We start from the raw sequence: 23,155 nt of genomic DNA, 5'->3' as shown, positions 1-23,155 counted from the left end.
CCGTGCCTCAAGCAGCTTTGCGTTGCGCATCACGCTGCGCAACCAACTCGCGCACACGCGGGATGAGCGTGCGGCCGTAGTCCACCACATCCTCCAGTGGATCAAAGCCGCGGATCAGGAAGGTGGTGACGCCCAGGTCGTAGTAATCGAGCAGCGCATCGGCCACCTGCTCCGGTGTGCCGACCAGCGCGGTGGAGTTGGAGCGGCCACCGGTTTCCTTGGCGATGGCGGTCCACAACCGTTTGTCGACGCGCTCGCCCTGCTCTGCGGCAGCCAAGAGCCGACGTGCGCCTTCGCTCTGCTGCGGGCCGCCACGGCTGTAGCCCTGCTGCACCCGCAGCGCGCGGGTACGTTCGAGGACGCTGTCTGCGCGTGCCCATGCAGCTTCTTCCGTCTCTGCAAGGATTGGCCGGAACGACACCGAGAAGCGGATGCTACGCCCACGCTTGGCGGCTTCGGCTCGCACACGCGTGGTCAGGTCGCGCACCTGATCGAGCGACTCGCCCCATAGCGCATACACATCGGCGTGCTTGCCCGCCACCTCGATGGCCACGTCGGATGCGCCGCCAAAGTAGATCGGCACATGCGGCTTCTGCGCGGGTTTCACTTCCGAGAAGCCTTGCTCGAAACGATAGAACGCGCCTTCATGGTCGAACGGTTTCGGCTCCGTCCAGATGCGGCGCAGGATGCTCAGGTATTCATCGGTGCGTGCGTAGCGTTGGTCGTGATCGAGGTAATCACCATCGCGGCGCTGCTCGCTGTCGGAGCCACCCGAGATGAAGTGCACACCCAGACGCCCGCCGGTGAACTGATCCAGCGTGGCGATCTGGCGCGCAGCCAGCGTCGGGTTGGTAAAGCCCGGCCGATGCGCCAGCATGAAGTGGATGCGCTCCGTCAGCGCCGCTGCGTACGAAATCGTGAGCGTGGCAGATGGCCCCGTCGAATGGTGCGGCACCAGGATGCGGTCAAAGCCAGCCTGCTCGTGCGCCTGCGCAAAGGCACGCACGTAGTCGCGGTCGATCACCGGCCCATTGGGATCAGGCGGATGGATTTCCGACTGTTTCTGGCTCTGGATCATGCCGATGAAATCGACGCTCATAGCGCTCGCTCCGCATAACGTTAGAAGGCCGGCGAGATTGGCAATGCTGCGCTGCACCTCGCCACGAATGCGAATGAAGTTACGTCACCGCCAGCCTTGCACTAACGAATAATTTCAACGCTGCATATTCGGCATAGGTCGTTCGCTGTGCGTGGCAAGGCAGATACGCTGTGCGGCAATGTCACTTGCTTCGTGCATCCACTGTCATGTCCGCTGTGATGTCCTCTACGCCACTGCATCGCCTGCCGACTCCGCCCGAGCGGCTTGCGGAGGTGCTGGCTGAAATCACGCCGCAACTCGTCGCCTCGGCCGCTCACCATGATCTGCATGGCATGTTTCCACATGAGAACTTCGCGCTGCTGCACGCGTCCGGCCTGATCGCGCAAGTCATTCCGCAGGCACATGGCGGTGGTGGTGCTGACTTGAAGACCGCGCGGCAGATCATTGCCGCCATCGCCCATGCCGACCCTGCCACCGCGCTCGTGCTGACGATGACGTACCTCCAGCACCGCGCCATCGGCCGGGTTGACACGCGCTGGCCCGCGCATGTGCGCCAGCAAGTGTTTGCAACAGCGTTGAATGAAGGCGCGTTGATCAACGCGCTGCGCGTGGAGCCCGATCTCGGCACGCCAGCACGCGGCGGCCTGCCCGCCACGGTTGCCACGCGCGTGGGCAATACCTGGCGCATCCGCGGCCGCAAGCTCTACAGCACCGGCAGTCCGGCGCTGCGCTGGCTGTCGGTATGGGGCCGCACTGACGAGGCCGAACCGCGTGTCGGTATCTTCCTCGTGCCGCGCCCGTTGCCAGAGACGCCCGGCATCCGCATTGAAGAGACGTGGAACCACCTCGGCCTGCGCGCTTCTGGCAGTCATGATGTGGTGCTGGAAGACGTGGAGATTCCGCTGGACCACGCCGTCGACATTCGCCCGCCCGCGGACTGGGCTGCCCATGGCGCCGCGCAAGCCGATACCGGCGCGCACCTCGATCAACAAGCGTGGATGAATGTGCTGCTTGGCAGCCTGTATGACGCCGTGGCCCAAGCCGCGCGCGACTGGCTCACGCAGTTCCTGAACACGCGTGCACCGGCCAACCTCGGCGGGCCGCTGGCGACGCTGCCGCGCATGCAGGAAGCGGCCGGCGAGATTGCTGCCGCCCTACGCACCAACCGCGTGCTGCTCGACCACGCAGCCGAAGTGGCCGATGCCGGCGCGCCGCTCTCCCTGACCGACAGCGGCTTGCTCAAGTACACCGTCACCGCCAACGCCATCCGCGCAGTGGAACTCGCCTTGCAGCTCTCGGGCAACCACGGCCTGTCGCGCCACAACCCGCTGGAGCGGCATTACCGCGACGTGCTCTGCAGCCGCATCCACACGCCACAGAACGATTCCATCCTGCTGGCCGCCGGCCGTACTGCACTTGGGGTTTAGCTGGACGCCCCTGCACAGCCGTCGCATCATGAAGCCGCACCCCACCCCAGGAACCCGTCGATGAGCACGCCAGCCCTCGCCACTGCACCCGTGCAAACGCAGTCCATTGCGCCGCTGCGTGATTTCGTGATCGCGCTATCGCGCCTGCTGGATCAGCAGCCGACCGAAGCCGAGATCCTCTCGCGTGCAGGTGCCCTGCTCAGTGCACTCGTCGCGCGTGATGACTGGCTGCCCGCCGAGTACGCCCAGCCGCACCCCGAGCACTTCCAGCAGTACCTGCTGCATGCCGACTCTGGCGAGCGTTTCTCCATCGTCAGCTTCGTCTGGGGCCCCGGCCAACACACGCCCATCCATGACCACACCACCTGGGGCTTGATCGGCATGCTGCGCGGCGCGGAATACTCCCAACCGTTCAAGCTCGATGCACAGGGCCGGGCCGTGCACGACGGTGCAGCCGTCCGCCTGGAGCCCGGCAATGTGGAGCGCGTCTCCCCACGCGTGGGTGACATCCATCGCGTGCACAACGCGTTTGACGATCGCACTTCGATCAGCATCCACGTGTACGGCGGCAACATCGGCGGCATCCACCGCTCGGTCTATACGGAAGACGGCGAGCGCAAGCCGTTTGTCTCCGGTTATTCGAATACCCATCTGCCTAACCTCTGGGATCGCTCCAAGGACACGCCAGCATCATGAGCACTGCCACCGACACACTCGAAGCCACGCAATCGCCGGCTGCCGCGCCGCTTGCCGAAACGCATGTCCCCACGCTGTCGTATGCCGACGTGCGCGCCGCACTGCTCGCCCGCAAGGAGATCGCGCTGGTCGATGTGCGTGAAGAGGACCCGTACGCACAGTCGCACCCCCTGTGGGCGGCGAACCTGCCGCTCTCGCGGCTGGAGCTTGAGGCGTGGTCGCGCATTCCGCGCCGCGATACGTTGATCGTGCTGTACGGCGTGCACGACGGCGTGGACCTTGCCCCGCGCGCAGCGGCCAAGCTGGCGGAACTCGGCTACACGCGCGTGTACCTGCTCGAAGGCGGCCTCGATGGCTGGCGCGCTGCGGGTGGCGAGGTGTTCCAGGACGTGAACGTGCCCAGCAAGGCCTTCGGCGAATACGTGGAGGCGAAGCGCCACACGCCATCGTTCAGCGCGCAGGAAATCAAGGCGCTGCTCGATGCCAAGCGCGATGTGGTCATCGTCGATGCACGACGGTACGACGAGTTCCAGACCATGAGCATCCCCACCGCGACGAGCGTGCCGGGGGCCGAGTTGGTGTTGCGCATCCGAGAACTTGCGCCAGACCCGAGCACGCAGGTCATCGTCAATTGCGCGGGCCGTACGCGCAGCATCATCGGCACGCAATCGCTGGTGAATGCCGGTATTCCCAACCCGGTGGCAGCGCTGCGCAACGGCACCATCGGCTGGCTGCTGGCCGATCAGGTACTGGACCACGGCGCCAGCCGCCGGCATCCGCAGGCGGTTTCTGCCGACACACGTGCCAAGGCCCAGGCCGATGCACGCGCCGTCGCCGAGCGCGCCAACGTGCCGCGCATTGCGCTGGCGGATGTCGCCAAGCTGCAGGTGCCGGACCGCACGCTCTACAAGCTCGACGTGCGCACACCGGAGGAATACGCCGCCGGCCACTTGCCCGGCTTTGCGAGCGTACCGGGCGGCCAGCTTGTGCAAGAGACGGATCACACCGCCGCCGTGCGTGGTGCCCGCATTGTGCTGGCCGATGACGACGGCGTGCGCGCCGACATGACGGCCTCCTGGCTCGCCCAGATGGGCTGGGAGGTCTACGTGGTCGACCCGGTCGATGCCAGCGAGCGCAGCGTCACCGGGGCATGGCAAGCGCCCGCTGCGGCGTCCCCCTCCGTTCGCACGGTCGATGCGCGTGCGCTGGCCGGCTGGCTGGAAACGGGTGACACCGCCGTCATCGACGTTACGCGCAGCGCCAATTACGTGGCGCGACACATTCCCGGCGCGTGGTTTGCTGTGCGCTCCGACTTGCCTGCCGCGATCAAACGCATCCCACCTGCGCGCCGCTACGTGCTCACCTGCGGCAGCAGCCAGCTTGCCCGTTTTGCGGCGAGCGACTTGGCCAAGCTGACGCAGGCCGAGGTGTGGGTGCTCGATGGCGGCAACGCCGCGTGGGTTGCCGCCGGCTTGCCGGTTGAGGCCGGCGAAACGCACCTGGCCTCGGAGCGCATCGATCGCTACCGCCGCCCCTATGAGGGCACCGCCGCGCCGCGCGCTGCCATGCAGGCGTATCTCGACTGGGAATTCGGCTTGGTGGAGCAGCTCGGCCGCGACGGCACGCACGGCTTCCGCGTGATCTGATTCTGCGGGACGGCCGTGGCGCTATCCGGCTCGTTTCCGGCTCACTTGCTTGCTAACGCCCCTCACAACGAGCGATAACAAAACTCGTTTTGCGCATAAGGCCGCCTTGAGTAGCATCGGGACTTGCTCGCCGAGGTCCCGCCATGTCCCCCTTTATCGCCCTGTGTCTGCTCATCACCTACGTGGTGTGGGGCACGACGTATCTCGCCATCCGCTTTGCGCTGACCGATCTGCCGCCCTTTCTGATGATGGGCTCGCGCTTTCTGGCGGCGGCCCTGCTGCTGGCGCCCGTTGTCATCCTGCGCAAGGGCGAGCGCCCCAGCTGGCGGCAAGTCCGCAACTGCGCGCTGATCGGCGGGTTCATGTTGGTGGGCGGCATGGGCATGACGGCGGTGGCCGAGCAAACGATCTCCTCCGGCGCCACCACGGTGATGATCGCCTCGATGCCGGTGTTTGCCACGCTGTGGACGCTGCTGGCGGGCGGCCGCCTGCGCGGGTATGAAGTCGGCGCCATCGTGCTCGGAAGCCTTGGCGTTGCGGTGTTGATCCATGGCGCGGAGTTCCAGGCCAGTACCGTCGGCGTGCTGGCGTTGACCACCGCCATTGCCTCGTGGTCGTTCGGCTCGCAACTCTCCAAGCGTATCGACATGCCGCGCGGCATGACCGCCTTCGTGCTGGAAATGGCGTTTGGCGGCGTGGCTCTCGTGCTGCTCAGCCTGATCGTCGGCGAAGCGTGGCCGACGCACATCGGCCTGCAATCCGCGCTCGCGTGGGGTTACCTGGTGGTGTTTGGCTCGGCGATTGCCTTTACCGCCTACATGGCGCTGGTGGAGCGCGTGTCCACCGTCATGGCGACGAGCTATGTATACGTCAACCCGCCCATCGCCCTGTTGATGGGCGCATGGCTCGCGGACGAGGTCGTGGCACCGCAAACGGTGGGCGCCACCGGCATCATCCTGGCGGCGGTGGTTGTGCTGACGGCTGGTGCGACGCGCGCCGCGCGGCGGGCGAGCGCCTAAACCCTCAGCCCGCCAGCGACGCCGCGTTGTCGCCCGCGTCAGTCGCCGTATCGCTCTCGCCCAACCGCCTTACCCAGGCCATCAGCGGCTCGGCCTGCAATGGCCGCGCGAAGAGGTAGCCCTGCCCCAGGTCGCAGCCCGCCTTGCGCAGCAGCGCCAGTTGTTCGGGGTCTTCCACGCCTTCGGCCACCACTTCCATATTCAGGCTGTGGGCCATGGCGATGACCGCGCCGGCAATAGCCTCGCCATCGCCTGGCATGCGCTGTACAAAGCTGCGGTCGATCTTGAGCTTTTGGATCGGGAAGCGCTGCAGATACGCCAGCGACGAATAGCCGGTACCGAAGTCATCGATCGACAGGCTGATGCCCGCCGCGTGCAGCGACTCGAGCAGCGCGATGTTGGCTTCGAGGTCTTCCATCAGCACGCTTTCGGTAATTTCGAGTTCCAGCAAGTGCGGCGGCAGGCCAGTCTCGTCCAGCACATCCAGCACGCTCCTTACCAGCCCTGGATCTCGTGCCTGGCGCCCAGACAGGTTGACGGACACGCGCAACGGGGTTTGCCCTTCACGCATCCAGCGTGCGGCTTGATGGCATGCGGTCCGCAGCACCCATAACCCCAGCGGCACAATGAGGCCGGTTTCTTCTGCAACGGCGATGAATTCGCCGGGGCCGATCAAGCCGATCTCCGGATGGCGCCAGCGCACAAGTGCCTCTACGCCGTGCAGATGCGACGCAGACAATGCAGCGCCGTCCCCTTCCAACGCCTGCAGGCGCACCTGGGGCTGATAGGTCAGCAGCAACTCATCCCGATCAAGCGCGCGGCGCAGGTCCGCCTCTACACGCAGGCGGCGGCGCGCTTGCTGGTCCATCTCCGACGTAAAGCTGGCGCACGCGTTCTTGCCGTTGTTCTTGGCGTGGTACATCGCCGTATCGGCATTGCGCGTGAGCGCCTGCACGTCGCGCGCATCGTGCGGATACAGGCTCACCCCCACACTGGCGGTGACGTAGATCTGATGCAGATCCAGCGCAAACGGTGCCGCCAGTGCCCCCAGAACCCGCTTGGCGAGGCCATCGGCAAGGCCCGCGGCCTCATCTTCGGCAATCTGCGCGCGCCCCGACAACTCGGTGATGATCGCAAACTCGTCACCACCGATGCGGCACAGCACGGCACGCAGGTTGGCTTGGTCGATCACGTCGTTCAGACGCCGTGCCACCTGGCGTAGCAGGCGATCCCCATTGTTGTGGCCCAGCGTGTCGTTGACGACCTTGAAGTTGTCGAGGTCCAGCAGCAACAGGCCAACTGCACCGGCCTGCCCGGCACGCTTGAGCGACATATGCAGGCGCTCGTTGAACGCGTGGCGATTCGGCAGTTCCGTGACGGAATCGATGTGGGCGAGGTAGTCGAGATGGGCCTCGGCCTGCAGCACCGCGCGGCGCATGCGAGCGATGACCAGATACGCGAGCCCCATGGCGCCAATGCCCACCAACACCGTCAGCACCGCATAGCCGAGCAGCTGCATGTAAAGCTCGCGCAGGCTCGAGCGGACGACCACGTAGCCGATCACGCGGTGCTCGGATTCCACCGGCTCAACAACTTCAAGCGTGGTCAGCGTGGAGATGTGCTCCTCGCGCAGCATCAGGGCATCCGGTGCTTCCACCGGAGCGGTGTGGCCATGCTGGTAGAGCGCCAGCGGTTTGTGCAGCCCCGTAAACACACCGGCCGCGCGCAGCGAGGGTGATGCCTCCAGCGCGGCCAGCGTTTCTTCGGCCGCGCGCCGGTCATTGAAGAGCAGCGCGGCCACGCTGTTGGCCCCGATGATGCGCGCCTGCACGTGCACGTCGCGGACCAAGGCGGCATGCAGCGCAATGAACTGGAACACGATGAGCAGGAAGCCGGCAATCGTCAGCGCGGCGCCGGCGCCGGCCATGTTGGCCCGCACCACAGAATGGCCCAGCTGGGGCCGATGCATGAGCGGCGGCGTCATTGCACGCTCCTTGCCAGGCGCAGCAGCTGCGAGCTGAGCTGCAGACGGGCTTGCCGCGCTGCTGCAGCATCAATGTCAAACACCACGCGGTTGTCTTGCAGCGCCAGGGCAATCACGCTCGTCGGGCCGTGTGCGACCTTCGGGGTGGCGGATACCGTCAGGATAGGCGCGGCCGGGTCGATGCGCATGTTGCCGGAACCGTGCCCGTCCGATACCAGCACGTGGCAACCCGCCACGCCGCTGTCGTTGATCTTTCGGATTTCGAGCCGGTGTCCGCGCACGGGTTTTCCTGTGAGTTTTTCCAGGGCTGCCTGCAGCGTGGGCTCGGCGGCCACACACAGCACCATGGGCGCATCGGCGCCGATCGCGTCGGCAGGCCAGGTGGTGAACAGCGCAAAGTTGTAGACGAAGGCCGCCTTGACCTGCACCTCGCTGGCCTGCATCTGGGCAAACGTCACGCCCGCGCACAACACACCGGCCGTGACCGCGCCCAGCACCGCGCACAGCCGGCACAGACGCAGCCGTCGGGCGTGTCGGACGCATCGGGCAAGAACATCAAGCGCGGTCATCGGAACGTATAGGTGAACTTCAGGCGAAAGCTGCGGCCGTCCTGTTCGATGGCAGTCGGCACCAGTTCCGGCCCCGCTGGCGAAGCGTAGCGACGATCAAACAGGTTGTAGAAGCTGAGCGCCATGTCCAGGTTGGGCGCCAAGCGTGTTGCGAGCAAAGTCAGGTTGGCGATCCAGTAACCACCCACCGCGCCCGATGTCGTCAACCGATTGCTGATGTACTGCGCTTCCAGACCCGCACGCACGTTGTCGCGCCACAGCGGGGTGGTCGCATTGAGCTTGAGCATGTGCCGGGGCGAATTGCTCAGCGCCTGGTCAGTGTCGATGTCTTCGGAGTGCTGGAAGCTGTAGCTCGTGCGCAGGCGCGTGCCGCCGGGCCAGTGCTGTTCATAGCCCAGCTCCACGCCACGCGTGCGCACGCGTGCCAGGTTGCTGAAAAACAGCAGCCCCGTATTCGGGTCTGTGCTCTGGCTAATGAGGTTGGACACGTTGCTCTGGAACAGCGACAGCGTGGCCTTGCCGCCCGCACTCACCTGCTGTTCCAGCACGGCTTCGTAGGTGCGGATGCGCTCGGCGGAGAGCTTCTTGTCGAGCTGCTGGCCGCCGGGTGCGCTGGTCTGGTAGTACAGCTCGTAATCGTTGGGCGCGCGATACGCCATGCCATAGATCGCCTTGAGCGTGGTCGTGGGGGCGGCATGCCACACCAGGCCTACGCGCGGGCTCAGGATGCCCGGCGTAAAACTGGTGTGGTCATAGCGCAGGCCGGTATCCAGCGCCCAATCCTGATGCAGCATGAATTGGTCTTGCACGTAGATACCGACACGGTTGTTGCTGCGGTGATCATCCAGATAGTTCACATAGGGCGCAACGTCAAAGTTGCGCATCGCATCGCGGTAGTCGCGCTGCAGCTCCGTGCCGACGACGATGGTGTGTCGCTCAATGGCACGCGTGACGAGTTTCAATTCCGTGCCATACCAGGCGGAATCGAAATGATCCTGGTTTTCCGTAACCGGCGGATAGTCGTAGATATACCGCCCCACCCCGGTGTAGTGGCCCCAGAACAGGCGCGCGGTTAGGTCCGTCGACTCGCTCAACGCGTGCTGCCATACCCCATTCACGAACTGGCGCGTGTCAATGGTGCGCGAGCGCGGGTCGCCAAAGAGCTGAGAATACGCCGCCGTCGGCACCCCCTTTGTGCGATCGGCATAGCCGAACATCAGGGAGAGCTCGCCAAAGCTGCCCTTGGCGAACATGCGCTTGGCGCGGTCGAAATCCATGCCGCGCGCGACGCCATCGCTCACGCCAGGCTGGTCGAACTCAGGAAACGACACATCACGCCCCGGCGCATCCATCACGCTGGCCGAAAGCAGCCATTCGGCGCCGTTCTCGGCGCGGTTGCCCCAGGTCACCCGCCCATCGCGCGCACTGGCGCTGCCGGTGGAGCCGCTCACCTGTACACCCCCGATATCGCGCCCGCGCTTGGTGATGACGTTGATCACGCCAAACAGTGCATTCGAGCCATACACGGCAGAGCCCGCGCCCGGGATGTACTCCACGCGGTCGATCAGGTCCACGTTGATCTGCGCTTCCGTGCCGACGGACGCCTGGTCAAAGATCGAATCATTGGTGCGGTAGCCGTCGATCAGCAACAGCAGGCGCGTGTCGTAGTCGCCCGGGCGCAGATAGCCGCGTGCGCCGAGCGTCGTGTAATTGCGGTCGTAGCTGGTATAGAGGCCCGGCAGGCTGCTGAGAACGTCCGCCAGCGTGCGCCAGCCGTAGGCCTTGATGTCTTCGGCGGTGATGACGTGGACGTTGGCGGGGGCTTCGCTGGCCGACTGGGCGTACTTCGAGGCAGCCGTGACCACCTGCACCTGCATGAGCTGCTCGATGGGAAGTGCGGTCAGATCGGCCAGATCGGTTTCAGCGTGCGCGGTGGCGCAGGCCAGCAGACCTGCCAGCGCAAACATTTGCGTTGTGCGCTTTCGCGACAAAAGACCGCGCGACAGGCATTGCCACACACGGGTGGCAGACAACAGCACACAAGCAATGACAGCAGAGGGCAGCATCGGCAAGACCAGCGGAACCGATCACGTCTATCCAGACGTACAACGGGGATTTCGATCGTTCCGCACTTAAACGGAGCGCTGGCGCCGTTCTGAACCCCTCAGTGAGTGGGGCGATGCAATGTTGTGCCTCTGGGTGGCCTATTCGGGGCCTATTGGGGGCCTATTGGGGGGCTATCGACGGCGTTTGCGCAAACGCTCAATGGCGGCAAGCTGCGCCACCGCCTCGGCCAACTCTGCCTGGGCGCGCGCATAGTCGATCTTGCTGTGGCTGTTCTGCAAGTGCTCTTCCGCAGCTTTGCGGGCCTGCTGGGCCTTGGCCTCGTCCAGGTCGTGCGCGCGCACGGCGGTATCGGCCAGCACGATCACCTGGGCAGGTTGCACGTCGACAAAACCCCCAGCGACGAAGAGCAGCACCTCTTCGTCGTTCTCCTGGGTCACGCGTACGGTGCCGGGCCGCATGCGCGTGAGCAAATGGTCATGGCCGGGCAGGATGCCCAACTCGCCTTCCACACCCGGAATGACCACAAACTTGGCACTGCCTTCATACAGCCGTTCTTCTGCCGTGACGACATCGACCTTCAGCACCGGCATGGTGTCTCCTGTGTTGCGCGCATAAGCTCACAAGGTAGCACGATGTGCGCCCGGCGCCCTCCCCGCCGGCCCATTAGTCTGCTCACCAGTGTGGTCCGTTACTGCGGCGCCCCCACGGAATGGCGTCACAGGGCAACCGGAGCAGCCAGGCTTGCCGGCGGCGACCACTGCGGCAGTTCCGTGCCCTTGACCAGCGCATCCACATGCCGATGTGCCAGCGCCGGCCCCACGCTCATGCCGATACCGCTGTGCATCAGCGCCACGGTGGTGCGGTCGTCGATGCGTGTGATCGAGAACGCGCCGCTGCCCGGAACATGGCACTTGGCGCCATACACGCCCTGCCAGCGCTCCACCACACGCAGCTTGCTGCCGAAGGTGTCACGCGCGAGGTCCAACAGGATGTTGTCGACTGACTCCGCGTTGAACGGGCGAGCGTCCTGGCTGTAGTCGTGCGAATCGCCGACGATCCAGTCGCCATAGGGCGTGGGGCTGACCAGCAGGTGGATGCCGTGGCGTGCCAGTTCGGGGCGTTGATGCTCGATCTGCATGGCGAGCGCCTGGGCGGTCGGCAAGTCAGCAAACGCGCCGTAGTGCGTGCAGGACAGGCCCGTCAGCACGGCATGTTCGAGCTGGAAGCCGTCTTCCGGCGTCACGCGCAGCATCTGCAGGCGGCACACCTGAGGTTGCAGCGCACGCAGTTGCTCGGCGCACAGCGTCTGGTAGTCGTGGCCGCTGCAGACGATGGCGCGCTGGGCGTTGCACACGCCTGCGGTCGTCTCCAGCCTGCCGCCCTCCACGTGGCGCACCAGCGTGCCGAAGTGGAAGCGCACGCCTTGCGTGGCCAGCCACGTTGCCAGCGCTGGAATCGCCTCACGCGAATAGAGCTGCAGGTCGTCAAAGCCCTGCAGCGCGGCGCGATGGCGCAAGAAGCGTCCGCCGTAGAGGTTGGCCAGATCGGCGCTGCGCAGTAGCTTCACGTTGTAACCGAAGGCTGGCGCGCGGGTAGACATGAACTCGTCCAGCACCGCCTCTTCTGCCGTATTGCGCGCGAACAGCAGCGCGCCGTTGGCCCGCGCGAAGATGCCGGCGCGCTCCGCCCAGTCGAGATACAACGCGCGGCTTTCGCGTGCGAGGTCCAGCATGATGCCGGGCGGCTGCCCCGTCACCAGCATCTGCCCGAAGTTGCGAATGGAGGCGCCGACCGCGATTTCGCTGCGCTCGAACACCGTCACGCGCAGGCCGCGTTTGACGGCCGCGGCCGCGTGCGCCAAGCCCAGAATGCCGGCCCCGATGATGGCGACGTCGGTGCTGGCATCCAGGCCCCCAGGAGTTGCGGGAGCTTGCATTGGCATCGCTTACTTCTTCTCCGACTTGCCGTCGTAGCGCTTGGTCCACTCGGCGAGGATCCGGTCACGGTTGGCGCTGGCCCACGTAAAGTCGTTCTTGATCAAGCGCTTCTCGTAGTCGGCCGGCAGCAGCGGATCGGGCTTGGAGAAGCCTGGCGTGGCGACCACGGCAAAGTTCTTTTCGTACAGCGCCATCGCAACCGGACTTGCGGAGAAATCCGCCAGCTTCTTGGCGGCGTCGAGGTTCTTCGTGCCCTTCATGATGCCGGTGGCTTCCACGTCCCAGCCCAGGCCTTCAGACGGCAGCACGATGTCGATCGGCGCGCCTTCCTTCTTGGACTTCACTGCACGGTATTCAAACGCGATGCCGATCGGGAACTCACCCGAAGCCGCCATCTTGCAAGGCTTGGAGCCCGAGTGCGTGTACTGGCCGATGTTCTGATGCAGCGCGTCCATATACGCCCAGCCCTTCTGTTCGCCCAGCATCTGCAGCCAGGCACTCACATCCAGGTAACCCGTGCCCGACGAGGCCGGATTCGGCATGACGATCTTGCCGGCATACACGGGCTTGGTCAGATCAGCCCACGACGTCGGCTTCGGCAGGTTCTGCTTTTGCGCTTCGACCGTGTTGAAGCAGATGGCAGCGCCCCAGGCGTCCATGCCCACCCATGCTGGCGGGTTGGCCTTGTCGCGGTACGTGGCACCGATCTTCGACAGATCCGTCGGCGCGTACGGCGTCAGCATGCCTTCCTTGTCCAGAATGGCCAGGCTCGATGCGGCGAGGCCCCACACCACGTCAGCGCGCGGGTTGGCCTTCTCGGCCAGCAGCTTGGCGGTGACGACACCGGTGGAGTCACGCACCCACTTGATTTCGATGTCCGGGTTGGCCTTCTCGAAGGCGTCCTGGTACGCCTTCACTTGGTCAGCTTCCAGCGCCGTGTACACGGTCAGCGTGGTCTTGGCATAGGCCGACGTGGCAAGCGCCATCGCGGCGGCAGCGGCCAGTAGGGAAAGACGTGCGGTCATGGTTTCCTCGGTGTGTGTGATGCAGCGGAAAGGACAACAAACAGGACGACAAACTCAGAGGCACTGTGGGCGTTCACCGCGCGCCAGACGGCGGTTGATGTCGGCCACGACTTCAGGCAAATCGGCAATCGTGTCGATCTCGTAATGCGGGCGGCAAGCGGCAAAGCCAGCAGAAATGGCAACGCGATGGCGTGCACGCTCGTCGGCATCCAGCGCGGCGTATTGCTCGTACGGCAAGCCCAGCGCGTTGCCCGACATCAGCAGGGCCACCGTCCACATGCCGGCGCGGCGGCCTTCTTCGATACCGGGCACGGTGTCGTCCACCTTGACGCAAGCGGCCACGTCGCCAATGGCGAGATCGACCACGCAGCGCAGCGCCTGAGCCGGCCACGGGCGCGCACGCGGTACCTCATCGCAGGCGATCACACAGTCGGGCGTGTAGCCGGCCTTGGCGGCCAGTTCAACCACGCGGTCCATCACCACGCGCGGATAGCCAGAGCACGTGCCGATCTTCAGGCCGGCCTCACGCAGCGCGGCGATGGTCTCCAGTGCCCCGGGAATCAACGCGGAATGCGCCCCCACCTTCTCGATCTGCAGCGGCATGAAGCGGTTGTAGATGGCGGTGACGTCGTCGTCAGTCGGCATGCGGCCGTGCGCGAGTGAGAAGCGCGCGGCAATCGCACCGTCGTTGCACAGCGTGCGGATGTGGTCCCACTTGCCCAGGCCCATCGGGCCGCGCGCTTCGTCCAGCGTGATGGCGACACCGAACTCGGCAAACGCCTCCACGAAGATCTGCGTCGGCGCAAACGAGCCGAAATCGACCACGGTGCCGGCCCAGTCGAGCACGGCGGCTTCCAGGCGCAGCGGTGCGCTGCGGGTATTGCCCGGCTGGCGGGTCGTCATTGGGAATGCGTCACCCATGTTCTGTTTCCTTCCTTCTACGGACTGCGAATTCAATGCGTCGCCACGCGCCAAGCCTGCGTGCGACGCATCACGCCGCGCATGGCAAGCTCCAGCAGCAGCGATACGACAATCGACGTGACGAGAATCAGTGTGGACATGGCCGCAGCGGGGCCGATGTCGCCGGCGTCGTCCATGTTCAGCACGGCCACGGAGGCGAGCACCGTGTCGGGGCTGTAGAGAAAAATCACCGCCGACACGGTGGTCATGGCCGACACGAACAGATAGCGCGCGCACGACAGCACGGCCGGCAGGCACATTGGCAGCGTCACGCGCCAGTACGTGCGCAGCGCCGACACCTTGAGCGAAGCCGACACGGCTTCAAACACCGGATCCATCTGCCCCAGCGCCGCCACCGACGTAAGGTGCGCGGCCGTAGCGCAATGCATGATCGTGCAGAGCACCATCAGCGCCATGCCGCCGTACAGGCCGTTCAGCGGATTGGCCGGATGGTTGAAGAAGAACACGTAGCCCAGGCCAAGCACGAGCCCTGGCACCGCCATCGGCAGCAGCACTGCAAAGCGGATGGCGGCGTGCAGCCACGCTGCGGGGCGCGTCTTTTCGACAAGCCATGCGCCGGTGAAGATCAGCGCGGTGCCAAACACGGTGGTCAGCGCGGCCAGCTTCAGGCTGTTGCGGTAGGCCAGCCAGCCGCCGCCGTCCATGTTGTCGAAGTCGTAATTGCGCAGCGACAGCTCGAGGTTGTACGGCCACAGCTTCACCAGCGATGCGCCTACCGCCGTGGCAAGCATCAGCAAGATCCCGCCGACCACGAGCACGCTCAGCAACAGGAAGAACCCATCGCGCACGCGGTCGGGTTGCGGGTGATATGGCTGCGCACGGCTGGCCAACGCGGCATGCTGACGGCGCTGCACGAGGCGCTCCACCGCAAACGTCAGCAACGCGGGCAGCAACAGCATCAAGCCGATGACCGCGCCACGCGCAAACTGCTGCTGGCCCACGACCGCCTTATAAGCCTCTACGGCCAGCACCTGATAGCTGCCGCCCACCACGGTCGGCACGCCAAAGTCCGTAGCGACGAGCGTGAAAACCAGCGCAAAGGCACCAAACACGCCATAACGCGCACCCGGCAGCGTGACCGTGCGGAACGTGCGCCACGGGCTCGCCCCCATGGCACGTGCCGCGTCATACAGACGGCCATCCGCCAGCGTGAGCGTGGCCGCCAACAGCATCAACGCATACGGGAACGTGTAGAACACCTCGCCCAGCACAATGCCCCAGAAGCCGTAGATGTTGCTGCCGCCCAGCCATGCCTTGAACAGCCCCTGGTTGCCGAACAGATAGACCAGCGCAATGCCCGGCAGCAGTGACGGCGCAAACAGCGGCAGCATCGCTAGCGTGCGCATCGTGCCGCGCAATGGCATGCGCGTGCGCTGTACCGCGTAGGCCAACGCAAACGCCAACGGTACGACGATGGCCGCGACCGCGCCCGACACCGCCAGCGTGCGCCCCACCATGTCGAGGAAATTGGGCGCCCCCACCACGTGGGCAACCAGCGCCAAGCCGTGCTCGTCCGTACTGCGCACGCTGGCGACCAGACCCGTGGCCTGCAGCAACATCATCGCCGTGGGCAGCAGCAAGCCGATGGTCAGCAGCAACAGCCAGCCGACCTTCATGCCGGCCAACACCGGCGCATCGGTGCGCCAGAACGGCGTGCGCGCGGCGCGGGTGGATTCGGATCGGGTGGCGGCAACCACGTTGGCCTCTGGCGGCAGCATCGACATGGCCACCTCAGGCACGGTCGTGCGGATACAGCCGCAGGCCGTTGCGCTCCAGCGCGATCCACAATTTGCTGTCACCCAGATCGCGGGCCAGCGTGCCCGATGCCACTTCGGCAACGACCGGCGCGTCGATCAGCCCGTCGATGGCCAATGTCACGCGCGTGCGGCTACCCAGGTAGATCTGGTCGACAACGCGGGCGAGATGGCGATTGGGGGCGTTGTCGTCGGGGTTCAGCGTCACCGCTTCCGGGCGGCAGAACAGACGGCCCTGGGTCGATGCCGTATCCGCACAAGCAGGATCCAGTTGCAGCGGCTGGCCTGCCAGCGTGGGCGTGCCGTCTTCTGTGCGCTCCAGCGGCAGCCAGTTGGCTTGCCCGACAAATCCGGCAACGAACGCCGTGGCCGGGCGCGCATAGATGTCTGCCGGAGCGCCCGTCTGTTCGATGCGGCCGTTGGACATGACCGCAATGCGATCGGCCATCGCCATGGCCTCGTCCTGGTCGTGCGTGACCATCAGCGTGGTGACGTTCAGCTTGCGCTGCAGGCGACGCAGCTCGGTGCGCAGGTGTTCGCGCACCTGGGCGTCCAGCGCCGACATCGGCTCATCCAACAGCAGCAGTGACGGCGCGGGCGCCAGCGCGCGGGCCAGTGCCACACGCTGTTGCTGTCCGCCCGAGAGCTGCGATGGGTACTTGGCTTCGCTGCCGGCCAGGCCGACCAGCGCCAGCATCTCCGACACCCGTTCGTGCACGCGTGCCCGGTTGCCGTTGCGCGTGTCGAGACCGTAGGCAACGTTCTGCGCAACCGTCAGGTTGGGAAACAGCGCGTACGACTGGAAGACGATGCCGTAGTCGCGCTCACGCGGCGCGAGGTTCGAGATATCGCGGCCGCCGGCGATGATCTGGCCGCCGTCCTGCGCTTCCAGCCCCGCGATGATGCGCAGCAAGGTCGTCTTGCCACAGCCCGAGGGCCCAAGCAAGCAGACGAATTCACCCTGCGCCACATCCAGCGAGACACTGTCGAGCGCGGTGAAGGTGGTAGCCCCTGCGCCAAAGCGGCGCGTAACTTGCCGCACGGACAAAAACGGCGTGGCGAAACCCGACGTCGGGTCAATGGCAGGCTGGGGTATGGACACTGGCAGCGGGGGCGGTAGCGAAAACGCTGGCCACTGTAGCCAGCGGACATGTACCGCATGTGGCAGTTACCCCAAAAGCGCCAATGTGCGCATTTCCAGATTTGGGTTGCGCGGACTACGCCACCGGGCGGACTTCCCTCAGGAAGGCCGCAATGAGCCGCGCCTCGCGGCGGTCCTGCAGGCAATAGAGGTACTCGCTCAACTCCGGCGCCCCGCCCTCAAACGGCAGCACGCGCAGGTCCGGGTGGCTGGGCACCTCCTGGCGGGCAATTACGCTGACGCCCAGGTTGCGCATGATGGCCTCGCGGATGGATTCACGGCTGCCGATTTCCACGGTGGACGCCGCGGTCACACCCGCCTGCGCCATCATGGTTTCGGTCATGGCACGGGTGGTGGAACCCACCTCGCGCACCAGCAGCCGGCATTGTGACAGCGCTGCCACCGGCACCGTGGTCTGCGCGGCCAGCGGGTGGCTGCGATGCACCACCAGCACCAGCGGATCACGCGCCAGCTCAATGCGCAGAAACCGCGCGTCGTCCACCCGCTGCGACGACGAGGCCACGTCCACACGGTATTCCTGCAGCGCATCCAGCATCTGCACGGAGTTGCCCGCCTCGATGCTCACGTCGATGCCAGGGTGGCTTTTGCAGAAGCGGTCAACGATATCGAGCACGTAATACGGGGCGGTGGCGCCAATGCGCAGGTGGCCCGCGCCCATATCGCCGGAATTGCGCAGGAAGAAGTCGATCTCGGTTTCCTGACGCACGAGCTGGTCGACCAGCGGCATCAGCCGCACGCCTGCATCCGACAGCGCCAGCCGTCGCCCGCCGCGGTAGAACAGCTCCACACCGTAAGCCTCTTCCAGCGCGCGGATCTGCGAAGTCACGGTCGGCTGAGACAAACCGAGCTGCTTGGCGGCCAGCGTGATGCTGCCCAGGCGGGCGACCATGAAGAAGGATTTGAGCTGCGCGACGAGCATTGGCGGGTGGCGAATGGAGCACCGAGGCGGTGCCAATGAGCGCAATGTGCGCAAACGCGGCCCATTCTAGCGGAGCGCCCCACCACTGCCTTCCATGTGCGCGGGCCGGCTCTCGTCCATTTTCCGCATCTACATCCTGCGGCTACGACTTTTTCAACCTTTTCGCCAACGCAAATGCTGCGCACCCCCGAATCGTGGGGAATTGGAGGCCGCCGGCCCTTTATTTCCACGGATCGAATTCATCACCCCGCCGCCAGAATCCATTCGCGCGCCACAGTCACGAGCCGACCGCGCGCGGGTTTCGGTTTTGGGGATTTGGAGAGAAGTGGATGGAACGCATCAGCAGCAACGTGCGCGGCAAGCGCTCGTTTAAGAAGCAGTGGACCGTCGCAATGATGGTGGCAGCAGCAGGCACGCTGTCAGCCTGTGGTGGTGGCGGTGGCAGCAGCAGTTCGGGGGCGGCACCCGCCGCTACGCAAAGCACGGCGTCCAACATCACCCTGGCACCGGCATGCAGCGGCAGTGGCTGCGGCGCCCTGGGCAACACCTACGCCGGCTCCGGCGTGGGCGTGTGGCAGGCAACGAATACGGGTGGCACGGCCGGCACGGTGAATGTGTCGATCGCCGGGCTCACCGGCCAGAACGTCACGCTGGTCTACACCAACCAAGGGGCGGCCGCACAGCCGATGCCGTCGGTGTCGCTCTCCATCCTGTCGAACAACACCGGCGCATCGGTGGCCAAGCCGGCTGCGGACGTGGCGGGCAATGACAGCAATGCCGCGTTTGATCGCCAGCTGTCCGATTTCAACGCGCACGCACTGGACGGTTATGCCACCGGCGCCGCGCCAGGCACCAGCGGGCTCAAAACGCAGAGCACGTCCAACAGCACGGTGCTGCGTCCGCAATCGGTGCCGGCTGTCGGCGCACAGCGCTCGTGGAACCACCAGCAGCCGGACGGCACCGCCGTCGTCATCTCGGCAACGCTGCACCAGCAGACCACCGCCACGGACGGCCGCATCGTTAACCTGTGGGTGCAGGACTCGGAATACGGCAGCAGCAAGATTTCCGACGGCATCATCAACACGCTGGTGACCAAGTTTGCGTCGGGCGGCCAGTCGGTTTATTCGCTGGCGACCTCGCTGGTGGGCCAGCCGTGGGGCAACTATTCCAGCTCCGCCAGCCTGATCGATCCGAACCAGGCGCTCGACATCGTCGTGCTCAACATCCAGCCCGATGGTCAGGCCTATGGCCGCGTGGGCTATTTCTGGGCGCGCAACAACTTCACGACCAGCGCACAGCCGCTGTCGAACCAGTCGCTGTCGTTGTACGTGGATTCGGAAACCATTTACCTGGGCGGTACGTCGGGCCTCAACACCGTGGTCTCCACGCTGGGCCACGAGTTCACGCACATGGCCAACTTCTACCAGCGTGGCGTGCTGCACGGCTCGCAATATATGTATGGCACGTGGCTGGAAGAAATGACGGCCATGACGATGGAAGACGTGCTCTCCAGCCAGATCGACCCGAGTTTCAACAACGTGCGCGACAGCCGCTTCCCGGCCTGGCTCCAAAGCGCCTATGACTGCTCGCTGACGGCGTTCGACCCATCGCTCAGCGCGTCGTGCCCGGGGTATCCGATCTCGGGCAGCCTGGGCGGCTTCCTGCTGCGCCAGTACGGCATTGCGTATTACACGAACCTGCTGCAGAACTTCTCATCCACCGACTCGGCCACGATGCTGAGCAACGCCATCCAGGCCGGCGGCGGCGCGGGCCTCGGCGATGCCGTGGGCCGCTGGGGCACGGCGGCGGCGCTGTTGCCGGTGCCGGGCAGCCCGGCCGGCTTCGCGTATCCGGCGCGCTCGGACAGCGGCTTCTCGATTCTCGCCATCAACGGCCAGAACTACAGTGGCCAGCGTACGATGCCGAGTTCCGTACCGGCCACGCTGCAAGGCTTCGGCCAGTTCCCGGTCGCACGCGGCTTCAAGGTCGGCACGTATGCCGAAACGATTACGGTACCGGCCAATTCCACCGTGTCGATCATCGCTAACTGAGTCGCCTCACGAAGCATAAAAAAAGCGCCGCAGGCATTCCACCTGCGGCGCTTTGCTTTGTCGCTACGGCGAGGCTAACTCGCCGTAGCTCGACTGCGTGCTTACATCTGCACGGTGTCGGCCACTTCCTTGAAGTCTTCGATCTGGTCGAAGTTCATGTACTGGTAGATCTTGTCGCCGTTGGCGGTGAGCACGCCCATGTCGGCCATGTACTCTTCCTTGGTCGGGATCTTGCCCAGACGCGAGCAGATCGCCGCCAGTTCCGCCGAGCCGAGGTACACGTTCGTGTTCTTGCCCAGACGGTTCGGGAAGTTACGCGTCGACGTCGACATGACCGTTGCGCCTTCGCGCACCTGAGCCTGGTTACCCATGCACAGCGAGCAGCCCGGCATTTCGGTGCGCGCACCGGCCGTGCCGAACACGCCGTAGTGGCCTTCTTCCGTCAGCTGCTTCTGGTCCATCTTGGTCGGCGGTGCCACCCACAGCTTGACCGGAATGTCGCGCTTGCCTTCCAGCAGCTTCGATGCGGCACGGAAGTGGCCGATGTTGGTCATGCACGAGCCGATGAACACTTCGTCGATCTTGGCGCCGGCTACGTCGGACAGCGTCTTCACGTCGTCCGGATCGTTCGGGCAAGCGACGATCGGCTCGTGGATGTCAGCCAGATCGATCTCGATGACGGCAGCGTACTCAGCGTCGGCATCCGGTTGCAGCAGTTGCGGATCAGCCAGCCAAGCTTCCATCGCCTTGATGCGGCGTTGCAGGCTGCGGGCGTCCTGGTAACCCTGCGCGATCATCCACTTGAGCAGCGTGATGTTGCTGTTCAGGTATTCGATGATCGGTTCCTTGTTCAGGTGCACCGTGCAACCGGCGGCCGAACGCTCGGCAGACGCATCCGACAGTTCGAACGCTTGCTCGACCTTCAGATCGGGCAGGCCTTCGATTTCGAGGATGCGGCCCGAGAAGATGTTCTTCTTGCCTTGCTTGGCGACCGTCAGCATGTCTTGCTTGATCGCGTACAGCGGGATCGCGTTGACGAGGTCACGCAGCGTGACGCCCGGCTGCATCTTGCCCTTGAAGCGGACCAGCACCGATTCCGGCATGTCCAGCGGCATCGTGCCGGTGGCGGCCGCGAAGGCGACCAGGCCCGAGCCTGCCGGGAAGCTGATGCCGATCGGGAAGCGCGTGTGCGAATCGCCGCCGGTGCCGACGGTGTCGGGCAGCAGCATGCGGTTCAGCCACGAGTGAATCACGCCGTCGCCCGGGCGCAGCGCGATACCGCCGCGCGTGCTGATGAAGTTCGGCAGCGTTTGGTGCGTCTTCACGTCCACCGGCTTCGGATAGGCGGCGGTGTGGCAGAACGACTGCATGACGAGGTCGGCCGAGAAGCCGAGGCACGCGAGGTCCTTCAGTTCGTCGCGGGTCATCGGGCCCGTGGTGTCTTGCGAGCCGACCGAGGTCATCTTCGGTTCGCAGTACGTGCCCGGACGCACGCCCTGGCCTTCCGGCAGACCGCATGCACGGCCGACCATCTTCTGCGCGAGCGAGAAGCCCTTGCCGCTGTTGGCCGGCTGGTGCGGCAGGCGGAACAGCGTCGACGGCGCGAGGCCAAGCGCTTCACGCGCCTTGGCGGTCAGGCCACGGCCGATAATCAGCGGAATGCGGCCGCCGGCGCGCACTTCGTCGAACAGCACGTCGGACTTGACCTGGAATTCGGCGATCACGGCGCCGTTCTTCAGCGCCTTGCCTTCGTACGGGCGCAGCTCGACGACGTCGCCCATTTCCATCTGCGACACGTCGAGTTCGATCGGCAGCGCGCCGGCGTCTTCCATCGTGTTGTAGAAGATCGGGGCGATCTTGCCGCCGAGGCACACGCCGCCGAAGCGCTTGTTCGGGACGAACGGAATGTCTTCGCCGGTGAACCACAGCACCGAGTTGGTGGCCGACTTGCGCGAGGAGCCGGTGCCGACCACGTCGCCCACGTAGGCAACCAGGTGACCCTTTTCCTTCAGCGATTCGATGAACTTGACTGGACCGCGCTTGCCGTCTTCTTCCGGCGTGATGCCGGGGCGTGCGTTCTTCAGCATCGCCAGCGCGTGCATCGGGATGTCCGGGCGGGTGGTGGCGTCCGGGGCCGGCGACAGGTCGTCGGTGTTGGTTTCGCCCGTCACCTTGAACACGGTGATGGTCAGGCTTTCCGGCACTTCCGGACGGCTGGTGAACCATTCGGCGTCGGCCCAGCTTTGCAGCACGGCCTTGGCGTGCACGTTGCCCTTGTCGGCCAGTTCCTTCACGTCGTGGAACTGGTCGAACATCAGCAGGGTTTTCTTCAGTGCGTCGGCGGCGACAGCGGCGACGGCTTCATCGGACAGCAGCTCGATCAGCGGCTGGATGTTGTAGCCGCCCAGCATCGTGCCGAGCAGTTCGGTGGCGTGGGCACGCGAAATCAGCGCGCAGGCGGTTTCGCCCTTGGCCACGGCGGCCAGGAAGCCGGCCTTCACGCGGGCGGCTTCGTCCACGCCTGCCGGCACGCGGTGGGTGATCAGGTCGACCAGGGTCTGCTCTTCGCCAGCGGGCGGGTTGGTCAGCAGTTCGACCAGTTCGGCGGTCTGTTGAGCCGTCAGCGGCAACGGGGGAATACCGAGCGCGGCGCGAGCGGCCACGTGAGCGCGATAATTTTCAAGCATGGAAGACCTGCTGAGATGACGTTACTGGGGAAGGCTTTCTGGTTTCTGGCACCCCGAGGCGGACCACGGGCGCTGCGTGGGCGCGATTTTAATCGCAATGCCCACACAACGTCAAATGTCTTATATCTTATA

General features: G+C 65.3%; 17 protein-coding genes. 5 read left to right on the top strand and 12 right to left on the bottom strand.

Going from position 1 to position 23,155, the window contains the following annotated elements; all coding sequences use genetic code 11:
* Positions 1 to 7: 7 nt before the first annotated feature.
* Positions 8 to 1,099, bottom strand: coding sequence for an LLM class flavin-dependent oxidoreductase (locus ACS7SF_RS27185; protein WP_439893560.1), 1,092 nt, complete (start codon positions 1,097 to 1,099; stop codon positions 8 to 10).
* 218 nt (positions 1,100 to 1,317) lie between these two features.
* Between ACS7SF_RS27185 and ACS7SF_RS27180 the strand changes: the two genes are divergently transcribed.
* The 4 genes from ACS7SF_RS27180 to ACS7SF_RS27165 all read left to right on the top strand — a co-directional run bounded on the left by ACS7SF_RS27180 (position 1,318) and on the right by ACS7SF_RS27165 (position 5,887).
* Complete coding sequence (locus ACS7SF_RS27180) at positions 1,318 to 2,526, top strand: acyl-CoA dehydrogenase family protein (RefSeq protein ID WP_439894494.1); 1,209 nt, start codon at positions 1,318 to 1,320, stop codon at positions 2,524 to 2,526.
* A gap of 60 nt (positions 2,527 to 2,586) precedes the next feature.
* The gene (locus ACS7SF_RS27175) at positions 2,587 to 3,222 is read left to right on the top strand and encodes a cysteine dioxygenase (protein WP_439893559.1); all 636 of its coding nucleotides are present in this window, start codon (positions 2,587 to 2,589) and stop codon (positions 3,220 to 3,222) included.
* On the top strand, positions 3,219 to 4,868 hold the full coding sequence (locus tag ACS7SF_RS27170; RefSeq protein WP_439893558.1) for a rhodanese-related sulfurtransferase: 1,650 nt from the start codon (positions 3,219 to 3,221) through the stop codon (positions 4,866 to 4,868). The genes ACS7SF_RS27175 and ACS7SF_RS27170 overlap by 4 nt, the downstream gene beginning before the upstream one ends.
* A gap of 143 nt (positions 4,869 to 5,011) precedes the next feature.
* A complete protein-coding gene (locus ACS7SF_RS27165; RefSeq protein ID WP_439893557.1) occupies positions 5,012 to 5,887 on the top strand; it encodes an EamA family transporter in 876 nt (291 codons plus the stop codon).
* 4 nt (positions 5,888 to 5,891) lie between these two features.
* Here ACS7SF_RS27165 and ACS7SF_RS27160 read toward each other — a convergent pair whose 3' ends face one another.
* From ACS7SF_RS27160 to ACS7SF_RS27115, 10 genes are all read right to left on the bottom strand, one after another.
* Entirely contained in the window at positions 5,892 to 7,871 is a 1,980-nt protein-coding gene (locus ACS7SF_RS27160; protein WP_439893556.1) for a putative bifunctional diguanylate cyclase/phosphodiesterase, read from the bottom strand.
* Complete coding sequence (locus ACS7SF_RS27155) at positions 7,868 to 8,440, bottom strand: YfiR family protein (RefSeq protein ID WP_439893555.1); 573 nt, start codon at positions 8,438 to 8,440, stop codon at positions 7,868 to 7,870. The genes ACS7SF_RS27160 and ACS7SF_RS27155 overlap by 4 nt, the downstream gene beginning before the upstream one ends.
* Complete coding sequence (locus ACS7SF_RS27150) at positions 8,437 to 10,407, bottom strand: TonB-dependent receptor plug domain-containing protein (RefSeq protein ID WP_439893554.1); 1,971 nt, start codon at positions 10,405 to 10,407, stop codon at positions 8,437 to 8,439. Before ACS7SF_RS27150 ends, ACS7SF_RS27155 begins: the two co-directional genes overlap by 4 nt.
* A gap of 270 nt (positions 10,408 to 10,677) precedes the next feature.
* Positions 10,678 to 11,097 carry a F0F1 ATP synthase subunit epsilon gene (locus tag ACS7SF_RS27145; RefSeq protein ID WP_439893553.1) on the bottom strand — a complete coding sequence of 140 codons (420 nt, stop codon included), beginning with the start codon at positions 11,095 to 11,097 and terminating at the stop codon, positions 10,678 to 10,680.
* 125 nt (positions 11,098 to 11,222) lie between these two features.
* Positions 11,223 to 12,443: a TIGR03364 family FAD-dependent oxidoreductase gene (locus ACS7SF_RS27140; RefSeq protein WP_439893552.1), complete on the bottom strand. Its 1,221-nt coding sequence runs from the start codon at positions 12,441 to 12,443 to the stop codon at positions 11,223 to 11,225.
* Between the two features lie 9 nt (positions 12,444 to 12,452).
* Complete coding sequence (locus ACS7SF_RS27135; RefSeq protein ID WP_439893551.1) at positions 12,453 to 13,469, bottom strand: putative 2-aminoethylphosphonate ABC transporter substrate-binding protein; 1,017 nt, start codon at positions 13,467 to 13,469, stop codon at positions 12,453 to 12,455.
* Positions 13,470 to 13,523: 54 nt separating this feature from the next.
* Positions 13,524 to 14,390, bottom strand: coding sequence for a phosphonoacetaldehyde hydrolase (gene phnX, locus ACS7SF_RS27130; protein WP_439893550.1), 867 nt, complete (start codon positions 14,388 to 14,390; stop codon positions 13,524 to 13,526).
* Between the two features lie 32 nt (positions 14,391 to 14,422).
* On the bottom strand, positions 14,423 to 16,174 hold the full coding sequence (locus tag ACS7SF_RS27125) for a putative 2-aminoethylphosphonate ABC transporter permease subunit (RefSeq protein ID WP_439893549.1): 1,752 nt from the start codon (positions 16,172 to 16,174) through the stop codon (positions 14,423 to 14,425).
* A 7-nt stretch (positions 16,175 to 16,181) separates the two neighbouring features.
* Positions 16,182 to 17,306: a putative 2-aminoethylphosphonate ABC transporter ATP-binding protein gene (locus ACS7SF_RS27120; RefSeq protein ID WP_439893548.1), complete on the bottom strand. Its 1,125-nt coding sequence runs from the start codon at positions 17,304 to 17,306 to the stop codon at positions 16,182 to 16,184.
* 115 nt (positions 17,307 to 17,421) lie between these two features.
* Positions 17,422 to 18,285, bottom strand: a complete 864-nt coding sequence (locus ACS7SF_RS27115) for a LysR family transcriptional regulator (protein WP_439893547.1) — start codon at positions 18,283 to 18,285, stop codon at positions 17,422 to 17,424.
* Between the two features lie 329 nt (positions 18,286 to 18,614).
* Between ACS7SF_RS27115 and ACS7SF_RS27110 the strand changes: the two genes are divergently transcribed.
* Positions 18,615 to 20,336 carry a M30 family zinc metallopeptidase gene (locus ACS7SF_RS27110; protein ID WP_439893546.1) on the top strand — a complete coding sequence of 574 codons (1,722 nt, stop codon included), beginning with the start codon at positions 18,615 to 18,617 and terminating at the stop codon, positions 20,334 to 20,336.
* A gap of 101 nt (positions 20,337 to 20,437) precedes the next feature.
* Here ACS7SF_RS27110 and acnB read toward each other — a convergent pair whose 3' ends face one another.
* Positions 20,438 to 23,023: a bifunctional aconitate hydratase 2/2-methylisocitrate dehydratase gene (gene acnB, locus ACS7SF_RS27105; RefSeq protein ID WP_439893545.1), complete on the bottom strand. Its 2,586-nt coding sequence runs from the start codon at positions 23,021 to 23,023 to the stop codon at positions 20,438 to 20,440.
* Positions 23,024 to 23,155: the final 132 nt, after the last annotated feature.

It is taken from the genome of Ralstonia sp. 25C (genome assembly GCF_051904805.1).
GTDB lineage: Bacteria > Pseudomonadota > Gammaproteobacteria > Burkholderiales > Burkholderiaceae > Ralstonia.
The sequence above is the reverse complement of the archived record's forward strand: the minus strand, read 5'-3'. Positions and strand labels throughout refer to the sequence as shown.

What these genes read in the sequence shown, in the direction of transcription:
- ACS7SF_RS27140 (WP_439893552.1), bottom strand. Translation starts at nt 12,443, where the DNA reads ATGCAAGCTCCCGCAACTCCTGGGGGCCTGGATGCCAGCACCGACGTC.
- ACS7SF_RS27145 (WP_439893553.1), bottom strand. Translation starts at nt 11,097, where the DNA reads ATGCCGGTGCTGAAGGTCGATGTCGTCACGGCAGAAGAACGGCTGTAT.
- ACS7SF_RS27170 (WP_439893558.1), top strand. Translation starts at nt 3,219, where the DNA reads ATGAGCACTGCCACCGACACACTCGAAGCCACGCAATCGCCGGCTGCC.
- ACS7SF_RS27160 (WP_439893556.1), bottom strand. Translation starts at nt 7,871, where the DNA reads ATGACGCCGCCGCTCATGCATCGGCCCCAGCTGGGCCATTCTGTGGTG.
- ACS7SF_RS27155 (WP_439893555.1), bottom strand. Translation starts at nt 8,440, where the DNA reads ATGACCGCGCTTGATGTTCTTGCCCGATGCGTCCGACACGCCCGACGG.
- phnX (WP_439893550.1), bottom strand. Translation starts at nt 14,390, where the DNA reads ATGGGTGACGCATTCCCAATGACGACCCGCCAGCCGGGCAATACCCGC.
- ACS7SF_RS27110 (WP_439893546.1), top strand. Translation starts at nt 18,615, where the DNA reads ATGGAACGCATCAGCAGCAACGTGCGCGGCAAGCGCTCGTTTAAGAAG.
- ACS7SF_RS27185 (WP_439893560.1), bottom strand. Translation starts at nt 1,099, where the DNA reads ATGAGCGTCGATTTCATCGGCATGATCCAGAGCCAGAAACAGTCGGAA.
- ACS7SF_RS27125 (WP_439893549.1), bottom strand. Translation starts at nt 16,174, where the DNA reads ATGTCGATGCTGCCGCCAGAGGCCAACGTGGTTGCCGCCACCCGATCC.
- ACS7SF_RS27115 (WP_439893547.1), bottom strand. Translation starts at nt 18,285, where the DNA reads ATGCTCGTCGCGCAGCTCAAATCCTTCTTCATGGTCGCCCGCCTGGGC.
- acnB (WP_439893545.1), bottom strand. Translation starts at nt 23,023, where the DNA reads ATGCTTGAAAATTATCGCGCTCACGTGGCCGCTCGCGCCGCGCTCGGT.
- ACS7SF_RS27135 (WP_439893551.1), bottom strand. Translation starts at nt 13,469, where the DNA reads ATGACCGCACGTCTTTCCCTACTGGCCGCTGCCGCCGCGATGGCGCTT.
- ACS7SF_RS27175 (WP_439893559.1), top strand. Translation starts at nt 2,587, where the DNA reads ATGAGCACGCCAGCCCTCGCCACTGCACCCGTGCAAACGCAGTCCATT.
- ACS7SF_RS27165 (WP_439893557.1), top strand. Translation starts at nt 5,012, where the DNA reads ATGTCCCCCTTTATCGCCCTGTGTCTGCTCATCACCTACGTGGTGTGG.
- ACS7SF_RS27180 (WP_439894494.1), top strand. Translation starts at nt 1,318, where the DNA reads ATGTCCTCTACGCCACTGCATCGCCTGCCGACTCCGCCCGAGCGGCTT.
- ACS7SF_RS27150 (WP_439893554.1), bottom strand. Translation starts at nt 10,407, where the DNA reads ATGTTTGCGCTGGCAGGTCTGCTGGCCTGCGCCACCGCGCACGCTGAA.